The sequence below is a fragment of the Staphylococcus coagulans genome, from assembly GCF_002901995.1.
GTDB lineage: Bacteria > Bacillota > Bacilli > Staphylococcales > Staphylococcaceae > Staphylococcus > Staphylococcus coagulans.
In genome coordinates this window covers 58,197-77,425 of record NZ_PPQN01000001.1, presented here as the reverse complement: position 1 = coordinate 77,425, position 19,229 = coordinate 58,197, and the positions used below count along the sequence as shown (strand labels likewise).

Here is a 19,229-nt window from a genome sequence, read left to right as displayed (position 1 = left end):
CGCCATATATAGGTGACATTTTGTACTTAAAACCTATATTTGAGCGGTTGTATGTAGCTATGAACTACTCAACTACTGAATCATACCATTCGTATTACTTCGTGTCAATAGTACTTAATTGATTTATGAAGCGATTAAAAATGAAATACATAAAGATTAATAAAAGACTGTTCAGTATCAATGTAGGTAAGATACGGAAAACTAAAAATCCAAACATATTTAAATCAATTAATCCTAATAGACTATAGATAACCATGACAAAAATTTCTAAGAATATCACGCCGAGTAGAATCATGCTATAAAGCATTGTATGATCTCTGAAAAAAAATTTTAAGAATTTATCGGCAATGAGTATGGACACAATGTAACCGAATAAATAAACACCATAAACTTGACCGAAATATAGATCTTGCATAATACCTAATAAGACACCTAAAATTAATGCGGTACTTGTATTTTTATAAATCGCAATAATCATTAAAAATAAAAAGCTCAAATGTGGCACTAATATAAATGAAAAGTGACCTATTGTAATCGGTGATAAAAAGGTAAGCAACGTATCTAGATAAAACATCAATAAGCCTATAAGTACATAATAAATCGATTTCATTATGAATTGTCACCCTTATCGTTAATCACTGTTTTAGGATCCCTTTTAGCTATATAAACATGAGAAAAATGATTCATGTTTGCGCCCGTCTTAATAGAAACTTGCTTTGATAAACCATATTGATCGTTTTGAACCTTTTCGACTTCACCTACGTAAAGTCCTTTAGGCAATTGATCCCCTAAACCACTCGTTACAACTTTATCGCCCTCTTTAATATCTTCATTATTATCTATATCACTAACAATAAGTTGATTTGTTTTATCATCATAGCGATCAATTAAGCCAAACACCTCATCTGAACCATGCTGGATATTTACTGATAAACGGTTAGTACGCCCCTTTGTTGTAATTAAATTGATTTGTGACGAAAATTGATTCACTTTCGCAACACGACCGACTAAACCATTGGCTGTCATAACAGCCATATTTTCTTTAATACCAGATTTTTTTCCTTTATCAATAACAACAGTATTTAACCATTGATCCGGTTGGCGTGCAATCACACCTGCTGAAATAGGCTCATACTCTGAAATATCACTCATATCGAGTTCTTTTTTGAGTTTTTTATTTTCTGATTTAAGTCGTTCATTATCAGCCTGTAATTGTTTCTCTTTATTTGTAGGCGCTTCACTTTTATGGAATATGTCTGTAATAGATCCCGCTACAAATTGGACTGGATAAGAGAAAATACGTTGCCCGAAAGAAATGGTATCACTTGCATATTGTTCAGGAACCGATTGGGTATTTGATCTGATAGATAATCCAACTAAAGCGATAAAAAGTATTAGTGCACAAAACAACACAACGAGTTTGTTGTTTTTAAAAAAATTGGACAACCTCAACACCTCATATTATATGTAAATATATTACTGCTCCTATTTTATATTACTCTTGTTAGTAAATAAAGTACAAGGGTGTGTTGTAATAACATCATTATGATTTTTGAATATGATAACTTGAATGATACTATGATTTTCAAATTAAAATTGGTCTATTTCAAGCAAATGTCACGTGTATTTGTACGTCTAAAACAAAAAACGCCGAAAATGTAGGGCATTAAGCTTACACTTTCGGCGTATCTCTCAATTAGAATGTGATAACTTATCACTGAGTTACAAAATGATAGTTAAAATCTCATGCAGTTAACTGACGATTGATCTGTAGTTATTCTTACTGACGTTGCCCTTTTGAATGTTGATCCTCTTGATCTTCTTTGTAGAGGATTTCATTTTTACGCCATTTAGAAAATAATCTTTGTGCTTTTCGCTGCTCGTTTTGTTGTTTTGCATGATTAGTTTTCATTTTTACCACTCCTCTATGAGATTTCACAATCACAGCCTAACGTAAATAGACTCTGTTTTCAAACTTGCTACCATCGAGAACTTTTAATCAGCTTCATCTTGCTGATAAGCTTCTAAGGGTTGCAAAGATATCGGATGTCCAAGCTGATTTAAATCGTCATACAAATCGTGCTCCGTTGTGTAAATTCGCATATTCTTCTCACCGAAACGGTACAAAATAAATTGGGAATCTCTTTCAGCTATTAAATATTCTTGATCATAACCAAGACGAGACATATCATTGACTTGCATAAATTCGTATTTATCTACCCAATTAAAAACATTTCTCATCTGACTCTTGGGAACATTTCTAAACATGTTATTTTCTTGTTGAACATATTTTCGACCATTCACTGGGATTTCATATCCTTCATTATCAACCGTTTGATAAACTTCTTTATCTTTCATTGGATTCCACGGTTCATTTTTAATCTGAGGAAAATACTTTAATGCAGTAAAAACGAGGGCTAAAAATAAAAAGACAACCATGAGTAGTTTGAATAAGCTTTTAAAAATCCGCATGCATGCCCTCCACTATATTTTCATTATATTCATCTTACTTCATTCATTGTATTATCATTATAATGGCTTTATTTGATTTTAGCATCCATCTTAAGCATGAAATAAATATAACTTTAGAATGATGCTATTTTCATACAAAACGATTATTATAGAGATATAGGGAGTGACATTGATGAGTATTCTCACATTATTTTTAATTATATTATTGATCGTTTTGCTATTCAGAGTCAGTATTACAATAATAAGATTTCTAATAAAAGTAGGATTAGTTGTATTAGCCTTATATTTATGTTATAAATTTGGTACGTGGCTTATTGGAAATTTTCAACTTTAGTAACAAAAGGCTCATGCAATGTTGCATGAGCCTTTTGTCTTTATAAGTCAATCTCGCTTAAAATAGATAGATAGTTGCTATCCCCTACAATAATGTGATCAAGCACATCAATCCCCATCGCTTCTCCACATCCAATCAGTCTTTTAGTCGTTTCAATATCTGCTTTAGATGGCGTAACATCTCCAGAAGGATGATTATGCAGCACAATAATGGCATGCGCCGACCATTTTAAAGCTGTTTTAAAAATTTCTCTAGGATGAATGACTGCACTATTCAATGTACCGATAAACAAAGTTTGCTCGTGAATAATTTGATGCTTTGTGTTTAATATAATAAGAACAAAATGCTCTTGATGACATCCATTAAACTTGGGATAAAAACGTTCCGCTATTTGTTGTGGTGTGCGTATTGGTTCTGATAGTGTACGTGTTTTTTCTTGTGCTAACCGCTGGCATATTTCAAATACAGATAAAAGGGTAACAGCTTTATTTCTCCCAATCCCTTCAAATGATTCCAATTCTGCTAAAGATAAATTCTTGATTTGTGACAGTGACTGGCATTGAGACAATATATTAGAAGCAATATCTATACTAGATTGCCCTCTGCTCCCTGTATTTATTAAAATTGCTAGTAGCTCAGTGTTGGATAATGCTTGACTACCAAATTGTATTAAACGTTCTTTAGGTTTTTCATCAATTGATAAATCACGTATTCTTGTCATAGAATACCTCCGTAAAAATTAATTAAGTGAGGATAAAACGAGGTGATCAATATAAATGATACAAATATAGAAGGAACTAATGGTATACAATGTGTCATTTTTGATTTTAATAAAAGCGTGAGCAGGTAAAAGAAACATCCGACTGGAAAAATCAACTCTAAAAACAAATATAAAAAAGGCATTGGGAAAAAGAAAATCATCACAAGGCATAATTTTATATCACCAAAACCAATTAAATGGTTTTGAATGAGGCCTATAAAAAAGAGTGATAAAAATAAAATAACATGTTGTAAATCAACATAGAAGTGATGCGATAAATAAAGCAGAAGAACAAAAAGTAAAACTAAAAAGCGATGTTGGACAATCATACTATGTAAATCAATCACTCCAATTGTTAAAAGCATCAGTCCAACTGCATAAAATATTTCAGTTGATACATAAATGGGAAAGATTGTAGGATAGACTAGCAATATCCCTCCCAGTAATTCTCCAATTAAAAGCGATCTAGGAATTGGCTGGCTACAATAGCGGCAACGTCCACTGAAAAGTACGAAGCTAACTATCGGTATGAGATCCGTCATTTTAAGTTGATGAAAGCAATGGATACATCGTGATCTTTTAATTAAATGCTTTATTTTCAGGTTAGGATGTTCAGCAAATTGAAGTAAAAAACTCATAGAAATACAGCCAACAAGAAATAGCGTAAAATACTGCAATTAAGCACCTCGTATCTAAGAATTTACGAAACGTGTCAACTCTAGGCGTCAACATTTGAGTGTCATCATTATAGCGTGTCGTTATTTCAAGGGTCAAATTTGCAAAAATGAAATATAGCGTACCTAAACTAAGCAAATTGAAAAAACCATTTCATAAACAGGCAATACACATTAACCTGCTATGAAATGGCTTATTTTTATGCGTTAAATGCAATTTTAGATTTAATTTCACTAATGAAATAAAGGCTACCCGTAATAAGTAATGCCTCACCTTTATATTCGCGAATAAATGCGACAAAGTCATCCACGATCGATTTGTTACCGAACTCAACTTCATCATATAATGTTTGTTTCGGTAAAGCTTTTGGAAAATCAAACCCTGTGACATAAATATGCTTAGCAATATTTTGAAAAGCATCAAGCATATGATGGATGGGTTTGCCTTCAATGGCAGCAAATAATACATCTACTTTTTCTAAATCATAATATTTTTCGATTGTGTCGACCAATGCATCCACACTTTCTTTATTGTGTGCACCATCAATAATGATGAGTGGCTCTTCTGAAACTTGCTCAATACGACCTGTCCAATAAGCTTGCTCAATGCCATCAATCATTTTGTTGAAATCCAAATTGATGACATTTTGCTCATATAATTCTATCAAAGTTGTTATGACGAGTGAGGCATTTTCTTTTTGATGTTCTCCTAGCATATGAAGCGCTAGATTTCCTAATTCATAGTCTTTATAGCGATAAGTAAATTCATCCCCTTCAGACTTAATTAAAATATCACGATCAAATTCTAATGCTTTTGCGTTCAGTCTCTCTGCTGTATCGCGAAAAAGTTTTAAAGCCTCTTCGTTTTTGATCGCGTAAACAATTGGGGTGTTGGCTTTTATGATTGCAGATTTGTCTTTAGCAATGTCAAGATACGTTTGTCCAAGAATATCGGTATGGTCTAAACCAATACTCGTTAAGATGCTAATCAGCGGTTGGATAACATTTGTAGAATCATTTTTAACACCTAAGCCTGCTTCCACAATAACAAAGTCGACAGGATGTACTGCTCCGAAATATAAATACATCATCGTTGTAATAATTTCGAATTCAGTTGCTACACCCAATTCAGTTTCTTTGTCCATTGCTTCACTTACAGGTTTAACACGTTCAACTAATGCTACAATTTCATCGTTCGTAATGGGTATACCATTTAAACTAATTCGTTCATTGAAAGTCTCTATATAAGGCGACGTAAATGTACCCACTTGGTAATCGTTTTTCATTAATGCTTCACGCATGTATGCTACAGTAGAGCCTTTACCATTAGTCCCACCAATATGAATGGCGTTAATACGGTGTTGAGGGTTTCCCAGTCTTTCGAGCATCCATTCCATGCGTTTTACGCCAGGCTTAATACCGAATTTAGTTCTTTCATGTATCCAATATAAACTGTCTAGATAATTCATAACTAAGACTCCTACGCTTTTAATTGTTCAATTCTTGCTTTAACACCATCATATTTTTCTTGGTATTTGACTTGTTTCTCTTTCTCTTCATTAATAATTTTTTCCGGCGCTTTATTAACAAAGTTTTCATTTGCTAGTTTTTTATTGACACGATCTAATTCTTTTTGCCATTTTTCTAGGTCTTTTTCTAAACGCTCTAATTCTTTATCCATATCAATTAAACCTTCAATTGGTAAAATGACTTCACCTGCTGCAACGATAGATGTCATTGCTTTATCAGGAATTTCGATTTGAGTGGCAATCTCGAGTTCACTCGGATTACAGAAGCGTTGTAAATAGTGTTGGTTTGCTAACAATAACTGTTGAATTTTTTCATTTTTCGCTTTAATTTTAATCGGAATTTCTTTTGATAATGGTGTGTTTACTTCTAAACGAGACTGACGTACAGATTTAATAATTTCAACTAATTGTTCCATAACGTCTTTACTCTCTTCGAAATTAAACGCATCATTAACTGTTGGCCACGCACTTGTCACTATAGACTCACCTTCATGTGGCAAGTTTTGCCAAATATGTTCTGTTACGAATGGCATGAATGGATGTAACAGGCGCATCATGCGATCTAAAGTATAACTTAACACTGAGCGTGTTACGTTTTTCTGTACTTCGTCGTCACCATTCATTGGTATTTTACTCATTTCAATATACCAGTCACAAAACTCATCCCAAATAAAATTATACAATACACGGCCAACTTCGCCAAACTCGTATTTATCGCTTAATTGAGTCACTGTTTCGATTGTTTCATTTAAACGAGTCAAAATCCACTGATCTGCTACTGATAGATTTTGAGATAAATCGATATCTTCAAAACGGAATGTTTCACCAATATTCATTAAACTAAATCGAGCAGCATTCCATATCTTGTTAATAAAGTTCCAAACTGACTCTACTTTTTCAGTTGAATAGCGTAAATCATGCCCCGGTGAAGATCCTGTGGCTAAGAAATAACGAAGACTGTCTGCACCATATTGATCAATGACATCCATTGGGTCAACACCATTACCTAAAGATTTACTCATTTTACGCCCATCTTCTGCGCGTACTAGTCCGTGTAATAATACATCACTAAATGGCTTTTCACCTGTGAACTCTAAACCTTGGAAGATCATACGTGCTACCCAGAAGAAAATAATATCATATCCTGTTACTAGTACTTGTGTTGGATAAAATCTTTGATAATCTTCAGCTGTTTCGTCAGGCCACCCAAGTGTAGAAAAAGGCCATAACGCACTAGAAAACCAAGTATCTAATACATCTTCATCTTGTGTCCAATTTTCAATGTCTTCAGGCTCATTTTCACCAACATAAATCTCACCTGTTTCATTGTGATACCAAGCAGGTATTTGATGTCCCCACCAAAGTTGACGAGAAATAGTCCAATCTCTTATTTCTTCCATCCAACGGTTAAAAGTTTTTTCAAAACGTGCAGGAACGAATTCGATTCGTCCATCTGTTTTTTGATTATTCAAAGCTTGTTCTGCTAATGGTGCCATTTTAACGAACCATTGTGTCGATAAATAAGGTTCAACAACAGCACCCGAACGTTCAGAATGTCCAACTGAATGTACGTGATCATCGATTTTAATTACAAGTCCTTGATCCAACAAATCTTTAACGAGTTGTTTACGACATTCAAAGCGATCTAGACCAGCGTATTTCCCTGCTTCTTGATTCATACATCCAGATTCATCCATTACGACAATACGTTCTAAGTCATGACGATTCCCAATTTCAAAGTCATTTGGATCATGTGCAGGTGTCACTTTCATTGCCCCGCTTCCAAATTCTTGGTCAACATATTCATCAGCTAAAACAGGAATCTCACGGCCAACAATTGGTAAAATAACATTTTTACCAATAACTTCTTTGTAACGCGCATCATCAGGATGTACAACGATTGCAGTATCGCCTAGCATCGTTTCTGGACGTGTCGTTGCAATTTCAATATACCCTTCACCATCCGCAAACGGATATTTAAAATGATAGAATTTACCATTAACATCTTCGTGAATGACTTCAATGTCAGATAGTGCTGTTTTCGCTACAGGGTCCCAGTTAATGATACGTTCACCGCGGTAAATTAATCCTTTCTTATACATATCCACAAATACTTTACGTACCGCTTGACTTAAACCAGAGTCGAGTGTGAATCTCTCTCTCGAATAATCTAAGCCAAGTCCGAGTTTAGCCCATTGTTGACGTATAAAATCGGCATATTCTTCTTTCCAATCCCACGCTTTTTCTAAAAACTTTTCTCTGCCAATATCATGTCTCGAAATGCCTTCTTCTCGCATTTTTGCTTCAACTTTTGCTTGTGTCGCAATTCCAGCATGATCCATACCAGGTAAATAAAGGGTTTCATAACCTTGCATTCGTTTCATACGTGTTAAAATATCTTGCAATGTCGTATCCCAAGCATGTCCTAAATGTAATTTTCCAGTTACATTCGGCGGTGGAATAACAATTGTATATGTGGGTTGTTCTGAATTTTGATTAGGTTTAAATAACTCTTGTTCTACCCATTTTTGATATCGACCCGCCTCAACTTCTTGCGGGTCATATTTTGGTTTCATTTCCATAAGAATCCTCCTTCAAATAAAAAAACATCCTGTCCTAATCATAGGACGGATGTTCCGCGGTACCACCTAAATTCAATAATGCGTACGCACTATTGCACTCTTACGATTAACGCTCATAACACGCTTTAACCTACTTTACTTTCAGCTAAAGTTCATCGTGGGCTACCTTCAATAACGTCTTTTATGTACTCTCAGCAAACGTACACTCTCTAAAAAAAGACAACCATCTACTCTTCCCAAATTCTACTATTAATTTAATTCTTATAGTATACTGAAACGACAATGAAGTCAATACAAGGAGGTATAAAAACGTGAATCCCTGTGCATTCGGTAGTCAAGATCCAGTATATATCGATTATCATGATCACTTTTGGGGAAAGCCATTATATGATTCTCGCGCACTATTTGAACTTCTAGCATTAGAATCCCAACATGCAGGTTTATCTTGGCTTACAATACTCAAAAAGAAAGATGCTTACAAATCAGCATTTTATCAATTTGATCCATATAAAATTGCACAAATGACATCATCAGATATCGATCAATTGATGTCATTCCCTAATATTATACATCATCGTAAAAAGTTAGAAGCAATTGTTTCTCAAGCCAAAGGTTTTATTGAAATTGAAAAAGACTATGAAAGCTTTAGTCATTTTATATGGTCATTTGTTAATGGTGCGCCCATTGATTTTCAATATGAAACCGTTGAAGCGCGTATTACAGTGAACGAAACATCCAAGAAATTGTCAAAGTCACTGAAAGAATACGGGTTTCAATTTATCGGTCCTGTAACTGCGTTTTCTTTTATGGAAGCTGCTGGCCTTTATAATAGCCATTTGATTTCTTGTCCGAACCGTTAACACATGTATGAATATGAAATCAATAAAATACGAAAAAAGGGATAGCAGTCACCTTAAAAAGTGTGATTGCTATCCCTTTTGAATGAATAAAATGAATTAATTTACATTAAGACGTACTTCTTTTATTTTTACGATCTTGATATTTAAATATAAAACTGATTAACGGTGCAATCAGAAAGAGTATGAAGAATATACGGAAAATATGATAGCTTGAAATCATAGCGACATCTCCACCGGTATCTAATGCGACTAATACAATTTGACTCATTCCCCCAGGTGCTGCACTTAAAAACAGATTATTAATCGACGCTGGATTAAATAAATGAATCAAAATGATCATTAAAAGTGTACCAAATATAAGTAAAATATTTTGATACGCAATTGCGACTGCAATTCTGCCTTTAAGTTGCTCAGTTAAATGCGCAATTTGAATACCTACACGAATCATATAGATAATTTGAGCTCCTGCAATAATTGGCGCATCAAGCGTAAAAGTCCGTTCAGTTACCATATTCCAAACTATGAGCACTAAAATAGGTGCAAGTAACATTTTTGTTGGAAAGTGAATCCACTTCATCAGAATATAAACAACACAAATACCTAATCCAATGATTAAAATATCCTTGAATGTTAAAACTTCAGTTAACAGGTGCATTTGTTGCATTTCTTTCTGACTACCGTTTGCATCTTTAAAGAAATATGAGATAAACGGAACTAAAATAACAACAAATATAATACGAGACGTTTGTGTCAGGCTGACAACAAGTATATCTGTGCGCTTGTTTTCTTCGGCCATCACAAGCATCTGGCTTAATGCACCTGGTATGACACTTAATAAAGCTGTTTCTCTATTGACCTTTGCAATTTTTCTAAAGCCGATAGAAACAATAAGAGACAAAACAAGTAACAAGACGCTCACTAATATAATTGAAAACCAATCATTTTTAATATCATCGATTACAGTTTTTGTAAAAGATGTCCCAATTTGAACGCCCAACATGATAAGTCCAAATTCGCTTAGCCATTGTGGCCAATTCACTTCTAACTTCAAAACTTTAATCACAAATAAACTGGCAAGTATCGGTCCAAACATCCATGGCAACATTAAATGGAGTCGTAATAATATAAGGCCAAAAATGATTGAGAGTCCAAGTACAATGAAATTATTAATGTGGTGTTTTCGTATCATGGTCCCTCCTATCATTTAAAGCACTTTTGTTTTTAATGATCATAAACAATAAAACTGGCATTTTATTATTTATAGTACTTATAGTTATAAAAATTAATCACATATTTATTCAGTTGCTTTTGTAATTCGCTCTAAAGCTGTATCAAATGCTTTTAAAGTTTGTTGAATATCATCTTTTGTATGCGCCGTTGATAAAAACATACCTTCAAATTGTGATGGAGGTAAAAAGATACCTTGTTCTGCAAGCTCACGATAAAGAACGCGGAATAATTCAAGGTCTGAAGCATTTGCTTCCTTAAAATTCGTAACAGGACCTTCATTTAAGAAAAATCCTATCATTGAACCTGCTCTGTTAACAGTTAATGGAATATCATAGCGATTAAAGATTTCTTTAAGTCCCTCTTCTAACATATCACCTAATTGATTAAAGTAGTCATAACTTTCTGGTGTCAATTGACTTAATGTCATATAACCACTTGTCATTGCTAGAGGGTTTCCTGAGAGTGTCCCTGCTTGGTAAATATCACCACTTGGCGCGATATGATCCATAATCTCTTTACGACCACCAAATGCACCAACAGGTAAGCCGCCACCAATAACCTTACCTAAACATGTTAAATCAGGTATTACATCAAAATAACCTTGTGCACAATTGTATCCTACTCGAAAGCCTGTCATGACTTCATCAAAAATAAGTAATGCATCATTTTCTTGTGTGATGTCACGTAAACCTTGTAAGAAATCATTAATAGGCGGCACTACGCCCATATTACCTGATACAGGTTCTACGATAACTGCTGCAATATCATCACCATATTGTTCAAAAGCATAGCGAACCGCATCTAGATCATTATAAGGAACGGTAATTGTATTTTTAGCTGTCCCTTCAGGCACCCCAGGAGAATCGGGCAAGCCTAGTGTTGCTACACCAGATCCTGCTTTGATTAACAGAGAATCACTATGACCATGATAATTACCCTCAAACTTGATAATTTTATTTTTACCTGTATATCCGCGGGCAAGTCGCAATGTATCTAACGTTGCTTCGGTACCAGAAGAAACCATGCGAACCTTTTCAATTGATGGTACACGTTCAATCACAAGTTCAGCAAGACGATTTTCTTCTAATGTCGAAGCGCCGAAACTAGTTCCACGGTCAACGACTTTGTGAATTTCTTCAATAACTTTCGGGTCGCGATGTCCTAAAATTAATGGGCCCCAACTTAAAACGTAATCAATATATTCGTTTCCGTCTATATCATAGATACGGCTTCCTTCGCCGTGATCCATAAAAATAGCGGGTGTATCTACAGATTTAAAAGCACGAACTGGACTATTCACACCGCCTGGCATAAGTTTTTCTGCTTTTTCAAAAGCTTTAATTGATTCACTATAACGCATGATGTGACCTCCTTTTATTCCTTATCTAGATATTGACAGATATCTTTAGCGAAATAAGTGATAATCATATCAGCACCTGCACGCTTCATAGAAATCATTTGTTCCATAACGACTTTTTCTTCATCAATCCAACCATTTAAAGCTGCTGCTTTTGTCATACTATACTCACCACTTACATTGTACGCCACAATTGGAACATTACTATGATTTCTAACATCTCGAATAATATCTAAATAGCTGAGTGCAGGTTTAACAATCATCATATCGGCACCTTCTTTAAGGTCAGATTCCAATTCTCGAAGTGCTTCTAGGCGGTTTGCAGGATCCATTTGATATGTCTTTCTATCTCCAAAAGAAGGTGCTGATTCTGCAGCATCTCTAAATGGACCGAAAAAGCTCGATGCGTATTTAATGCCATAACTCATAATTGGTATATTTTGGTATCCGGCTTTATCGAGCCCTTCACGTATAGCAATAACAAAACCATCCATCATATTGCTTGGTGCAATTATATCAGCGCCCGCTTCCACTTGAGAAATCGCAGTTTTCACTAATAAAGGTAAAGTTTTATCATTATCTACATCGTGTGTATGAGGGTCAATTAAACCGCAGTGACCATGATCCGTATACTCACATAGACAAGTATCTGCGAGTATTAATAAGTCTTTATACATTGATTTAGCAATTCGTGTCGCTTTTTGTATCACACCATCTTCAACGTAAGCTCCTGTACCACAGCTATCTTTTTCATTAGGAATACCGAAAAACATGATTGCACGAATTCCTAAATCATATGCAGCTTGAATTTCTTCATGTAATAAATTCAAACTAATTTGATAAACGCCGGGTAAAGATTTAATTTCTGTTTTAACATCATCTTTTTCGACAACAAAAATAGGATAAATTAAATCTTCTTTTCTTAGATGTGTTTCTCTTACCATATCACGCATTGTACGTGATGATCTTAAACGTCTATGTCTATCAAATTCCATTATAAAACCCTCATTTCTATTATTTTATCCACAATTGATTCTAAAGTTTGAATTTGAGCAGTGCAACAATTGTTGCCATAGCTTTTGATTGCATTAGCGGTTTGTTTGCCTATAGCAAAGTAGTGACCAAAATGACGAGGTTGGTACTGCTGAAAAAAAGCATTTGCAGCTGAAGCGCTTGCAAACGTCACTGCATCAACAGCATTTTGATGAATACGATTATAAGCTTCATCAATATTTTGTTGTACTGGATGTGGTTGATAAAGATCAATTTTATGAACTTGACAACCTCTCATTTCAAGCGTTTGTTGTAACAACGGTCGTGCTAACTTGCTGGACGGCAAAAGGATTTGTAGTCCGCTGACTACCGGGAATTCTTTTAAAAAGCCCTCTTGAGAATAGTCAGATGGATAAAAGTGGACATCTAAATGATTAGATTCACAAAATGCCTTCGTTTTTTGTCCAATGACTGCAAGATGTCGATAATTTAGTTGCTCCATATAAGGTAAAAAGTATCGAACAGCATTTTGAGAAGTCAAAATGAGCCAGTCGTAGTGCGTATCTAACAAGTGCGTATCAAAAGATAAAGTTTGCATCTCTACAAATGGCAAATGTTGAATTTCAACTCGCTCATCTACATACGGCTTTGTTTGTGTCATCACTACGACTGGCTTCATTTTATACACCTTCTTTATTCTGCGTTTAATGCTGCTATAATTTGATCTGCACCTTGGGCTTTTAATGTTTGACTCACTTTATTTCCCAATCCAATAGGTTGATCCCCTATTTCAGTGTGCTCAAAGCGTTGTGTACCATCTGGTGACATGATCAAACCTGTAAAATGGATACGTTGTTTGTCATCTTTATACGCATAGCCACCAATTGGGACTTGGCAACTTCCATTCATTTCCTTCAAGAATGTGCGTTCTGCAGCAACACAGTCAGCCACATCTTGATTATGTACCTTAGCAAGCAATGCCAATAATTCATAATCGTCTGATCGACACTCAATACCCAGTGCACCTTGACCAATCGCTGGAACAAGTTGTCCGTTATCAAGGTAAGACGTGACGATATCGTCAGACCAACCCATTCGTTTTAAACCTGCTGCAGCTAAAATAATCGCATCATAATCCTCTGAATGGAGTTTCTTTAATCGCGTATCGATATTGCCTCTTATCCATTTAATCTCGAGTTTTGGGTATTTCGCTAAAATTTGTGCACCACGTCGTAGTGAACTAGTACCAATAATACTACCATCAGGCAACTCATTGAGTGGCACATGATTATTAGCGATATAAGCATCAAAAGGGTTCTCTCGATCCGGGATACACCCTAATGTAAGACCTTCAGGTAATTCACTAGGCACATCCTTTAACGAATGTATCGCAAAGTCGATTTGATGATTAAATAATTCATTTTGAATTTCTTTTACAAATAAGCCTTTGCCACCTACTTTTGATAACTGTCTATCGACTATTTGATCGCCTTTAGTTACAATTTCTTTAATTTCAATATCCAAATCAGGCTCAATTGCTTTTAAACGATCGATAAACTGTTGACTTTGGGTAAGCGCAAGTTGGCTTCTTCTTGAACCGACAATTAGTTTACGCATTGAGTTTTCCTCCAATAAAAATTCGTTACACACCTGTCCATTGATGGAACGTTGATAATTGAGTGACGACAATCAAGTTAAACATACAGCCTAAAAATAACATAATATTCAACTGAATTAAAAAGTATTGCTTAAATCGATGTGTGAGTCGTAAAGCAATAAATATAGAATAAGCCACAAAAATAATTAATGATGAGATAACTTTCAAATCGGCGAAAATATGGAAACCGATTGAATTCATTCCCCATAATATTCCTAATAACAAGCTTATAAACATAATGATTGTGCCAACAAGAGAACTGTAAAATACAATTTTTTCAAGTGTTCCGATACTACTTATTCGAAAATAATTTTGATTAAAACGCTTTTGTTTTAAATTACGATATTGAATCAAATAGATGATTGCATTTACAAATGCAACTGCAAAGATCACATAGCTTAGTAAAGCGAGTGATATATGGAAAACAAGGAGCTCATTCATGACTGTGAGTCGCGTTCCGCCCATTTTAAATTGTTGTGGATGAAACGTATGAATGGTCATAAAGATAAAACCAATTACATTTAAAAATGCAATCATAAAGTCAGATTGTCGCATCACTGACATAATGAAAGTAATTGTCAGTATTAACCACGTTAAAACATAAAAACTCTCTACTAGAGATGTTAACGGCAGTTGTTTTTGCCATGTAATAAACATAGTTAAAGAGACTGTTTGACAAAACCAAACAATCCCTAATGCATAAAAACCAATATTTTGCACACGATAATTTTTTTGGAACACGTCTATAATTAAACAAACCATGCTCACTAAATAAATCAATAATATTATTTCATGAAACCGTATAAAAAAGGTCTCTTCCATAGCATCACCGCTTGTTAAGTTTCAAAATTAAGTAATCTCTCTCTTAAAAGTGTTCTTTTTTTCTCAATGGCTTGAGATTTATAATCCGCTTCAACTTCTAAATCAAAAATTTCTTTAAATAATTGAAGCTTAGCATCTGCGTTTCGATCGTCACTTATTTCTTTGGCTTGCTTGATTGGGTCTTTCAACATTTGATTAATAATACTTTTCGTATGTTTAGAAACAACTTTACGATCACGTTCAGACATATTAGGCAACTTACGGTCTATGCTATCCATCGTCTCTTGTTGAATTAACATTGCTTTTTCTCGTAAAGCACGAATAACAGGAACAACGCCTAACATTCTCACCCATTCATTATGTTTTTCAATTTCAGACGGTATACGCAATAAGATTTGGTCTGCCGCTTTACGACGTTCACGTAAATTTGCATCAACGAGACCTTTTAAATCATCAACATCGTAAATAAACAACTCTGTATCATTTGCTTCAAATGGTTCGATATCTCTCGGAACTGCAATATCAATGAGTACTTTTTGAGCTGTTTTCGCCACAGCCTGACACATTTCTAACATGTCTTGCGTAATAATAAATTGTTCAGAACTTGTAGAACTGATTACGATATCTGATTTTACGAGAAAATCACCTAACGCATCCCATTCAGCATAATGAACCCCGTATTGATCCGCTAATGATTTTGCGCGTGATAATGTACGATTAATTATCGTAATCTCACTTACGCCAGCACCTTTTAAATTGAGCAATGACAATTCTGCCATTTCACCAGCGCCAATCACTAACGCATGCTTTTTATTAAGTTTACCGAACATCTTTTTCGCAAGTTCCACAGCACCGTAAGATACACTAATTGTGTTGTCAGCGATATCTGTTTCATGGTGTGCCTTTTTACTAAAAGTAATCGCTTGCTTAAACAACTCATTAAATATAGTGCCCGTAGTTCCTGCTTTTTGAGCTGTAAAGAAAGCATCTCTCATTTGACCAAGTATCTGAGTTTCTCCTAGGACAATTGAATCTAACCCAGAAGCAACTTTAAATAGATGTTCAATAGCATCATTTTCTGTTTTAACTTCAGAAATGGCTTTTATCTCATCTACCTCAAAATTAAATTGTCTCGCCAAAAATCTTTGAATGTAATAACGGCCCGTATGAATTTGATCGACTACAGCATAGACTTCAGTACGGTTACAAGTTGATAAGATCACGTTCTCTAATATAGACTTTGTTTCAAACAGTGATTCGTGGACGCTAAGCATATTTTCTTCTTTAAATGCTAGCTTCTCACGACATGTAACATCAGCTGTTCGATGATTTACACTTACTGCTATTAAATACATGTTTATGCCCCCATATAATCTACAATAACTACATTATAACACAGATTAGATTCATTCTAATTAAAAAAAGAAACTTTAATTTGATGATTTAAAGATTTATTGAAGTACGAATGACTTAGGGTTAGAAAAGAAAGATAAAATGGCTTCGTTATAAAACCTCATCTTATGCTGTCCTTGCGTATATTGACATGCTTTAATAAAATAACATATGTACTTCGAAGTCGTCTTTATGCTTCTAAAAATTCTTGGATTGTAGACCAAATCAAATCTTGCTTCTTTTTCTCAATTGAAGAATAACTAATAATTTGATCCCCTTTTTCCAACTTTAGTTTTTCTTTAATGATTTTAATATGCTTTTGGACTTTCCCTTTTGGAATTTTATCTTCTTTTGTCGCAATGATTAATGTTGGGATGTCATAGTACTTTAAAAAATCATACATGAGCACATCATCTTCAGTCGGCGGATGACGAAGGTCAACAAGTTGTATCACTAGTTTTAACTGTTCTCGTGTTGTGATATAAGTTTCAATCATTTTACCAAATGCTTCACGCTGTTTTTTACTTACTTTGGCATAACCATAACCTGGCACATCAACAAAAATTAATTGTTCATCAATATTGAAAAAGTTGAGTGTTTGTGTTTTACCTGGCTGTTGTGAAGTTCTAGCCATATTTTTGCGTCCAATCATGCTATTGATAAATGTCGATTTACCAACGTTAGAGCGCCCGCTTAGTGCCACTTCGTGCAAACCGAGATCGGGATATTGTTCTGGCTTTACTGCACTTATTAATAAATCGACATGGTTTGGATTAATTTTCACTTTAATTTCACCTCTTTTATTTTTATTATAAAAAAAGCTGAGACATAATCCATTTGATTATGAGACTCAGCTTTGCAACAATAAACAAAAACATGCGCAAACTTAAAAAAGAAATAAATTTCGGAACAACCTTTTATGCCATTATTCTTTTAAATTTACCCTTGGCTTATGCAGAAGTTTTTGTCACGTTAACGAGATTACCTTCAGAATCATAGAGTTCTGGCTCAGTTTCATTAACAATTGTTTCTTTAGTAATAACAACTTTCACGACATCTTCAGTTGAAGGAATATCGTACATGATATCTATCAATGCTTCTTCAATAATAGAGCGTAGACCACGTGCACCTGTTTTACGTTCTATTGCTTTTTCACTTATTGCTGCTAATGCTTCGTCAGTAAACTCTAAAGAAACACCATCTAATTCAAGCATTTTTGTATACTGCTTAACAAGTGCATTTTTAGGTTGCGTTAAAATATTTTTAAGCGCTTCGACATCTAAGGTTTCAAGGTTTGCAACAATAGGTACACGACCAATAAACTCAGGAATTAAGCCATACGTTTGTAAATCTTCTGGTCGAATTTGTTCGAGTAAACTCGCTTCATCATAATTTGAAACTTCGTTACTTGCGAAACCGATAACTTTTTCACCTAGGCGGCGTTTAATGACTTCGTTAATACCATCAAATGCACCACCTAAAATAAAGAGAATATTTGTTGTGTCAATTTGAATAAACTCTTGGTTCGGATGCTTACGTCCACCTTGTGGCGGTACACTTGCAGTTGTACCTTCTAAGATTTTGAGCAATGCCTGTTGGACACCTTCGCCAGAAACGTCACGTGTAATAGACGTATTCTCAGATTTACGTGCGATTTTATCAATTTCATCGACATAGATAATACCTTTTTCGGCTTTATCAATATCGAAATCAGCTGCTTGTATTAAACGTAACAGAATATTTTCAACATCTTCACCTACGTATCCAGCTTCTGTCAAACTTGTGGCATCAGCAATAGCAAACGGTACATTTAATGTACGTGCCAATGTTTGTGCCAATAATGTTTTACCACTACCTGTAGGCCCAATTAAAGCGACATTACTTTTTTGTAATTCTACGTCGTCATCTTTAGGTCCTAATTGTTGAACACGTTTATAATGATTATAAACTGCGACTGCTAAAGATTTTTTAGCTTTTTCTTGGCCGATGACATAATTATTCAATTGCTCCATGATTTCTTTTGGTGTGGGTAGTTCTGTTAATTCTTCTGTTTCTTGTTGACTTAATTCTTCTTCAACGATTTCAGAGCAGAGTTCGATACATTCATTACAAATATAGACACCGCTCCCTGCAACTAACTTTTTAACTTGATCCTGATCTTTACCACAGAAAGAACATTTTAAGTTTTCTTCATCTTCATTGAATTTAAACATACTTTATTACACCCCTGTTCTTTAACGACTATACTAGAATGCATTCTATTACGCAAATATAGTTTCTTTCAAGTTATTTGCATTACGTTGCATCATTGGACTAGTCATTAACTTCTTAGCCTTAACTGTAATGTATTTTGTAAATAGCAAGAAACCATTAACAAGTGATGCTTACTACTTTATTATATACAATTCCCTTAGTTCTTTCATATCAATTGAAATTCTAATCGCTGATTCTATATTAACTATGCATCTCATCGAATTTGAAATAGCCAATAAACGAAAATGAGAGTGGGATTATAGAAAACTTTGAGTTCAAGAATTCAATATCCCACCCCCTCAAGGGTCAATTTA

The 19,229-nt window shown here is 34.6% G+C and carries 19 protein-coding genes and 2 other annotated features (1 of these 21 only partly in view); of the genes, 2 read left to right on the top strand and 17 right to left on the bottom strand.

Annotated features, from left to right (window positions below; genetic code table 11):
- Nucleotides 1-59: a sequence feature (ribosomal protein L21 leader region), on the bottom strand (it extends 15 nt beyond the left edge of the window).
- A 35-nt stretch (nt 60-94) separates the two neighbouring features.
- The 4 genes from mreD to CD118_RS00320 form a co-directional block, all read right to left on the bottom strand.
- Nucleotides 95-610 carry a rod shape-determining protein MreD gene (mreD, locus tag CD118_RS00330; protein ID WP_103356060.1) on the bottom strand — a complete coding sequence of 172 codons (516 nt, stop codon included), beginning with the start codon at nt 608-610 and terminating at the stop codon, nt 95-97.
- Nucleotides 610-1,446, bottom strand: a complete 837-nt coding sequence (gene mreC / locus CD118_RS00325; protein ID WP_050330728.1) for a rod shape-determining protein MreC — start codon at nt 1,444-1,446, stop codon at nt 610-612. The genes mreD and mreC overlap by 1 nt, the downstream gene beginning before the upstream one ends.
- A gap of 334 nt (nt 1,447-1,780) precedes the next feature.
- Nucleotides 1,781-1,912, bottom strand: a complete 132-nt coding sequence (locus tag CD118_RS12290; protein WP_280949725.1) for a hypothetical protein — start codon at nt 1,910-1,912, stop codon at nt 1,781-1,783.
- An 83-nt stretch (nt 1,913-1,995) separates the two neighbouring features.
- Entirely contained in the window at nt 1,996-2,472 is a 477-nt protein-coding gene (locus CD118_RS00320) for a DUF4930 family protein (protein WP_050345538.1), read from the bottom strand.
- 172 nt (nt 2,473-2,644) lie between these two features.
- Here CD118_RS00320 and CD118_RS12155 point away from each other — a divergent pair, with 172 nt between their 5' ends.
- Nucleotides 2,645-2,806 carry a hypothetical protein gene (locus CD118_RS12155; protein WP_235433175.1) on the top strand — a complete coding sequence of 54 codons (162 nt, stop codon included), beginning with the start codon at nt 2,645-2,647 and terminating at the stop codon, nt 2,804-2,806.
- A gap of 40 nt (nt 2,807-2,846) precedes the next feature.
- Here the strand turns inward: CD118_RS12155 and radC are convergent, their stop codons facing one another.
- The 4 genes from radC to CD118_RS00300 form a co-directional block, all read right to left on the bottom strand.
- Entirely contained in the window at nt 2,847-3,527 is a 681-nt protein-coding gene (gene radC, locus CD118_RS00315) for a RadC family protein (RefSeq protein ID WP_060829799.1), read from the bottom strand.
- Nucleotides 3,524-4,243 carry a prepilin peptidase gene (locus CD118_RS00310; protein WP_060829798.1) on the bottom strand — a complete coding sequence of 240 codons (720 nt, stop codon included), beginning with the start codon at nt 4,241-4,243 and terminating at the stop codon, nt 3,524-3,526. Before CD118_RS00310 ends, radC begins: the two co-directional genes overlap by 4 nt.
- Nucleotides 4,244-4,440: 197 nt before the next feature.
- Nucleotides 4,441-5,709, bottom strand: a complete 1,269-nt coding sequence (locus CD118_RS00305) for a bifunctional folylpolyglutamate synthase/dihydrofolate synthase (RefSeq protein ID WP_103356059.1) — start codon at nt 5,707-5,709, stop codon at nt 4,441-4,443.
- A gap of 11 nt (nt 5,710-5,720) precedes the next feature.
- On the bottom strand, nt 5,721-8,351 hold the full coding sequence (locus CD118_RS00300; protein WP_060829796.1) for a valine--tRNA ligase: 2,631 nt from the start codon (nt 8,349-8,351) through the stop codon (nt 5,721-5,723).
- A 38-nt stretch (nt 8,352-8,389) separates the two neighbouring features.
- Nucleotides 8,390-8,606, bottom strand: a binding site (T-box leader).
- Nucleotides 8,607-8,662: 56 nt separating this feature from the next.
- On the opposite strand from CD118_RS00300, the gene CD118_RS00295 reads away from it, so the two are divergent.
- Nucleotides 8,663-9,211: a DNA-3-methyladenine glycosylase I gene (locus CD118_RS00295; RefSeq protein WP_103356058.1), complete on the top strand. Its 549-nt coding sequence runs from the start codon at nt 8,663-8,665 to the stop codon at nt 9,209-9,211.
- Between the two features lie 106 nt (nt 9,212-9,317).
- Here the strand turns inward: CD118_RS00295 and CD118_RS00290 are convergent, their stop codons facing one another.
- The 9 genes from CD118_RS00290 to clpX form a co-directional block, all read right to left on the bottom strand.
- Nucleotides 9,318-10,400, bottom strand: coding sequence for an AbrB family transcriptional regulator (locus CD118_RS00290; RefSeq protein ID WP_060829795.1), 1,083 nt, complete (start codon nt 10,398-10,400; stop codon nt 9,318-9,320).
- A gap of 105 nt (nt 10,401-10,505) precedes the next feature.
- The gene (gene hemL / locus CD118_RS00285) at nt 10,506-11,801 is read right to left on the bottom strand and encodes a glutamate-1-semialdehyde 2,1-aminomutase (RefSeq protein ID WP_060829794.1); all 1,296 of its coding nucleotides are present in this window, start codon (nt 11,799-11,801) and stop codon (nt 10,506-10,508) included.
- Nucleotides 11,802-11,815: 14 nt separating this feature from the next.
- Nucleotides 11,816-12,793: a porphobilinogen synthase gene (gene hemB / locus CD118_RS00280; protein ID WP_050330718.1), complete on the bottom strand. Its 978-nt coding sequence runs from the start codon at nt 12,791-12,793 to the stop codon at nt 11,816-11,818.
- Nucleotides 12,793-13,470 (bottom strand): uroporphyrinogen-III synthase, encoded by a 678-nt coding sequence (locus CD118_RS00275; RefSeq protein ID WP_060829793.1) that lies wholly within the window; start codon nt 13,468-13,470, stop codon nt 12,793-12,795. The genes hemB and CD118_RS00275 overlap by 1 nt, the downstream gene beginning before the upstream one ends.
- Before the next feature lie 14 nt (nt 13,471-13,484).
- Complete coding sequence (gene hemC / locus CD118_RS00270) at nt 13,485-14,408, bottom strand: hydroxymethylbilane synthase (protein ID WP_060829792.1); 924 nt, start codon at nt 14,406-14,408, stop codon at nt 13,485-13,487.
- 25 nt (nt 14,409-14,433) lie between these two features.
- Entirely contained in the window at nt 14,434-15,270 is an 837-nt protein-coding gene (locus tag CD118_RS00265) for a cytochrome C assembly family protein (RefSeq protein WP_050330715.1), read from the bottom strand.
- A 14-nt stretch (nt 15,271-15,284) separates the two neighbouring features.
- Nucleotides 15,285-16,625 (bottom strand): glutamyl-tRNA reductase, encoded by a 1,341-nt coding sequence (hemA, locus tag CD118_RS00260; protein ID WP_060829791.1) that lies wholly within the window; start codon nt 16,623-16,625, stop codon nt 15,285-15,287.
- A 227-nt stretch (nt 16,626-16,852) separates the two neighbouring features.
- The gene (yihA, locus tag CD118_RS00255; protein ID WP_050330713.1) at nt 16,853-17,446 is read right to left on the bottom strand and encodes a ribosome biogenesis GTP-binding protein YihA/YsxC; all 594 of its coding nucleotides are present in this window, start codon (nt 17,444-17,446) and stop codon (nt 16,853-16,855) included.
- Between the two features lie 166 nt (nt 17,447-17,612).
- Nucleotides 17,613-18,875: an ATP-dependent Clp protease ATP-binding subunit ClpX gene (clpX, locus tag CD118_RS00250; protein WP_050345531.1), complete on the bottom strand. Its 1,263-nt coding sequence runs from the start codon at nt 18,873-18,875 to the stop codon at nt 17,613-17,615.
- Nucleotides 18,876-19,229 lie beyond the last annotated feature (354 nt).

What these genes read in the sequence shown, in the direction of transcription:
- mreD (WP_103356060.1), bottom strand. Translation starts at nt 610, where the DNA reads ATGAAATCGATTTATTATGTACTTATAGGCTTATTGATGTTTTATCTA.
- CD118_RS12290 (WP_280949725.1), bottom strand. Translation starts at nt 1,912, where the DNA reads ATGAAAACTAATCATGCAAAACAACAAAACGAGCAGCGAAAAGCACAA.
- CD118_RS00320 (WP_050345538.1), bottom strand. Translation starts at nt 2,472, where the DNA reads ATGCGGATTTTTAAAAGCTTATTCAAACTACTCATGGTTGTCTTTTTA.
- CD118_RS12155 (WP_235433175.1), top strand. Translation starts at nt 2,645, where the DNA reads ATGAGTATTCTCACATTATTTTTAATTATATTATTGATCGTTTTGCTA.
- radC (WP_060829799.1), bottom strand. Translation starts at nt 3,527, where the DNA reads ATGACAAGAATACGTGATTTATCAATTGATGAAAAACCTAAAGAACGT.
- CD118_RS00305 (WP_103356059.1), bottom strand. Translation starts at nt 5,709, where the DNA reads ATGAATTATCTAGACAGTTTATATTGGATACATGAAAGAACTAAATTC.
- CD118_RS00300 (WP_060829796.1), bottom strand. Translation starts at nt 8,351, where the DNA reads ATGGAAATGAAACCAAAATATGACCCGCAAGAAGTTGAGGCGGGTCGA.
- CD118_RS00290 (WP_060829795.1), bottom strand. Translation starts at nt 10,400, where the DNA reads ATGATACGAAAACACCACATTAATAATTTCATTGTACTTGGACTCTCA.
- hemL (WP_060829794.1), bottom strand. Translation starts at nt 11,801, where the DNA reads ATGCGTTATAGTGAATCAATTAAAGCTTTTGAAAAAGCAGAAAAACTT.
- hemB (WP_050330718.1), bottom strand. Translation starts at nt 12,793, where the DNA reads ATGGAATTTGATAGACATAGACGTTTAAGATCATCACGTACAATGCGT.
- CD118_RS00275 (WP_060829793.1), bottom strand. Translation starts at nt 13,470, where the DNA reads ATGAAGCCAGTCGTAGTGATGACACAAACAAAGCCGTATGTAGATGAG.
- hemC (WP_060829792.1), bottom strand. Translation starts at nt 14,408, where the DNA reads ATGCGTAAACTAATTGTCGGTTCAAGAAGAAGCCAACTTGCGCTTACC.
- CD118_RS00265 (WP_050330715.1), bottom strand. Translation starts at nt 15,270, where the DNA reads ATGGAAGAGACCTTTTTTATACGGTTTCATGAAATAATATTATTGATT.
- hemA (WP_060829791.1), bottom strand. Translation starts at nt 16,625, where the DNA reads ATGTATTTAATAGCAGTAAGTGTAAATCATCGAACAGCTGATGTTACA.
- clpX (WP_050345531.1), bottom strand. Translation starts at nt 18,875, where the DNA reads ATGTTTAAATTCAATGAAGATGAAGAAAACTTAAAATGTTCTTTCTGT.